This is a genomic window from Microbacterium sp. 13-71-7, from assembly GCF_002257455.1.
Classification (GTDB): Bacteria; Actinomycetota; Actinomycetes; order Actinomycetales; family Microbacteriaceae; genus Microbacterium.
This window is the reverse complement of sequence record NZ_NCKN01000342.1, coordinates 1-3,068: the sequence shown is the minus strand read 5'-3', so window position 1 is coordinate 3,068 and position 3,068 is coordinate 1. Positions and strand designations below refer to the sequence as shown.

Genomic DNA, 3,068 nt, shown 5'->3' with positions numbered 1-3,068 from the left:
AGGCGTGCAGACATGGCGCGAACGGGAACGCGCCTGGATCAATCGTCGCGACCGCACGGCTCCGGGCGATAGGACGAAGGTGCAGAAATCCCTAGACGAACGTCCAATCCGACGCGACGGATGGCCGAGTACTCAGGTGAACGAGACGAGCCCCGAACGAGCGGCGCGGATCAGTACCTGAACGCGATCGCGGACGCCCCACTTCGCGATGATGTTGCCGAGGTGCGCCTTGACGGTCCCCTCGGAGACGTGCATCTCCAGGGCGATCTCCGCGTTCGAGAGGCCTGCGGCGAGGAGCCGGACCACTTCGACCTCGCGGTCTGAGAGCGCCTCGAAATCCGCGAGCGGCTCGACGGCCGGCGTCGAGACTTCGCGGATCGAGGCGATGAGCCGGGTGGTGACGCGCGGAGACAGGACGCCGTTGCCTGCGAGCACTCCGTGCACGGCCGCGACGATGTCCTCGGGATCCGTGTCCTTGAGCAGGTAGCCGGAGGCTCCCGCCCGGAGCATGGGCATGATCGACTCGATCGTCCCGAACGTCGTGATCGCCAGCACCTTCGTGTCCGGCGAGTGCTCGATGATGCCGGCCGTGGCCGCGACGCCGTCGACGCCGGGCATCTGCACGTCCACCAGAGCGACGTCCGGACGCAGGCGGCGGGCCGCCGCGATCGCGTGAGCGCCGTCCGGGGACTCCTCCACGACCTCGATGCCCGCCGTGGCCAGGAACACCGCGAGAGCGCGCCGCACGAGCGGGTCATCGTCGGCGATCAGCGCGGTCGTCGAGGTCATCCTCCGAGAATACGCGCGCGCCTGCTCGACGAAGGTCAGAAAAGAACTGGCCAGAAGTCTGAGCAGCCCTGGCCGATGGTCCAATGTGCGCGCTTCCCGCGCGGATCAGCATGCAGACACCCGACCGAGCGACCCGACGCCCGGCTCATATCTGCGAAGGAAGTGCGCCATGTTCATCTTCTCGACCTATTCCGGAATCTGGGACTGGCTCTGCAAGACGTTCGGCGTCTGCAACTAGTGATGATGTCGCAGGCGAGGTGGGCCGGCGCCTCGCCTACGACCTTCGCGGCTCAGGGAAGGCGGCCCGCGATAATGAGGGCCATGTCTTCCGAGCCGTCACCACCGCTCCATCGGCGGACCCGCCTGCTCCGGCTCGGGGCTTCGACACCGCTCGTGACGGCCGAACGCCTGACTCTGCTCATCCTGACCTCCGCAGGCGTCATCGTCAGTCTCGTCATCGTGTTCGCCTCGCCCACGGACGACATCGTCTCCTCGGTCTTCCAGCTCGTCCTCACCGCGGCGTTCGCGTTGTTCGTGTGGTCGCCGCTCCTGGCCGTGGTCATGCTGCTGGCGGCGATGTGCGTCTCCTTCGCCGTCGCGAACGAGGGCGCAGCACTCGTCGCGCTGGCGGTCGCCATGGGCTGCGTCGTCAGGACCGGGACCAGGCCCCTGCTGGTGACCTTCGTCGGCGGCTTCCTGCTCTCCGGGGCGGCCGCGGCGACATTCGCGGTGCCCGGTCTCACGCTGATCAACGTCGCCGCGGCACTCGTGGTCGCCACGATCTCCGGCGCGGTCGGCTATCTGCTCACCGTCGGATCCGCCCGCGAGCGGCGGCTCCAGGAGAGTCTGCGAGCCCAGCAGCTGGCCGAGCAGGAAGCCGCCTTCGCCGAGCGGCAGAGGATCGCCGACGAGTTGCACGACGTGATCGCGCACGACCTCACCGTGATCGCCATGTACACCCGGGTCCTGGAACAGCCCATCGATGAGGAGCTCCGCGAACAGTCGCAGCAGACGATCCGCGATGCCGCGCACAAGGCCCTCGGCGACCTGCGCCGAGTGGTCGAGCAGGCGAAGGGCCCTGCAGTCCTCGCCGAGCCGCCGCGCGAGAGTCTGGCCGACGCGCTCGAGAGTGCGCGGTCGGAGCTGCACGGCGTCGGGACCGCGCTCGTCCTCGACGGAGACGCCGCGGATCCCCGCGTTCCCCGCGTCATCGACGCGGCACTCGCCCGCATCGCACGCGAGTCGATCACCAACGTGCTCAAGCACGGCGGCCGCGGTTCGGTCGAGATCGCCGTGCGCGTCACGTCCGGCACGGTGCGGATGTCCGTGCGGAACCCGCTCGCGACCAAGGCCTCCCGCGACGCCCTCCCGTCCGGCGGCTACGGCATCATGCGGATGACGGCCCGAGCGCAACAGCTCGGCGGCGAGCTCACGGTCCGCTCCGAGCACAAGGCATGGATCCTCGAGGTGCAATTTCCGCTTGTCTGAACGGCGTCATGTCCTGGCCAGAAGTCCAGAAATCTCTAGACGTTCGTCCATTACGGCAGCGGGAGCACCTTGACAGGATCAGTTGCCGCTTCGGCTGTGTGAAGCGGCCGGTGACCCAGGACCTTCACGCCAGACCTCGGGACGGCTCGGGGGTATCGCAGCCTTCATCCCGAGGTCTTAGCGGTCATCGCTCGACTGGAGGACATGCAGGGAGGGGCGTTCCGCCCCTCCCTGCATCCCGGTTGCCGCGTCGTGGGCCGTGTCACCGTTCGGGCCGCGTCACTTTTCCGCCGCGGCCCACTCCTCTCTCTGTGGGAGACGCAGCGTTCCATCCCCGACTCTGCGGATCCTGTCGGTGCAGCCCTCCGCGACGGGACGCGGAAGGACGCGCACGTCCTTCGGGCTTCTGGGGAGCCTGGCAAGGGCTGCGCCGACCCACCCGACCCAGGGCGGAGGACGGAGCCCGCCGGAACGGCGACGGCGCCGCCCGGAAGCGATGCTCCGAGCGACGCCGTCTTCAGGCGATCGCGGTGCGATCAGGCGGGCACCACCAGGATCTGGCTCTGCGCGTGGCTCCCACCCGTCGGCGTGGAGCAGACCGTCGTCGACTCCGACGTGATCAGGCCCGTCATCCCGCTCTGCACTCCGCGGTTGCCCGCGTTGATCTGATCGATGAGGTACCAGTAGACGGCCGCGGAGTTCGGCGTCGCGAAGTTCCAGTTCGCATCGAACGTCAGGTCCGTGTAGCGCCAGATCGCGTACTGGGTCGCCTCGATCGCGTCGTTCGCGCT

The 3,068-nt window shown here is 68.4% G+C and carries 3 protein-coding genes; 1 reads left to right on the top strand and 2 read right to left on the bottom strand.

What is annotated here, in order from left to right; translation table 11 throughout:
* Positions 1-132 precede the first annotated feature (132 nt).
* Positions 133-789 (bottom strand): response regulator transcription factor, encoded by a 657-nt coding sequence (locus tag B7X32_RS19875; RefSeq protein ID WP_292723718.1) that lies wholly within the window; start codon positions 787-789, stop codon positions 133-135.
* A gap of 393 nt (positions 790-1,182) precedes the next feature.
* On the opposite strand from B7X32_RS19875, the gene B7X32_RS19870 reads away from it, so the two are divergent.
* On the top strand, positions 1,183-2,277 hold the full coding sequence (locus B7X32_RS19870; RefSeq protein ID WP_292723715.1) for a histidine kinase: 1,095 nt from the start codon (positions 1,183-1,185) through the stop codon (positions 2,275-2,277).
* 536 nt (positions 2,278-2,813) lie between these two features.
* On the opposite strand, the gene B7X32_RS19865 is transcribed toward B7X32_RS19870, so the two are convergent.
* Positions 2,814-3,068, bottom strand: a 255-nt coding sequence (locus tag B7X32_RS19865; protein ID WP_292723712.1) for a thioester domain-containing protein, incomplete at its 5' end; no start/stop codon positions are given.

Coding starts and splice junctions, on each gene's coding strand:
- B7X32_RS19875 (WP_292723718.1), bottom strand. CDS start 789: ATGACCTCGACGACCGCGCTGATCGCCGACGATGACCCGCTCGTGCGG.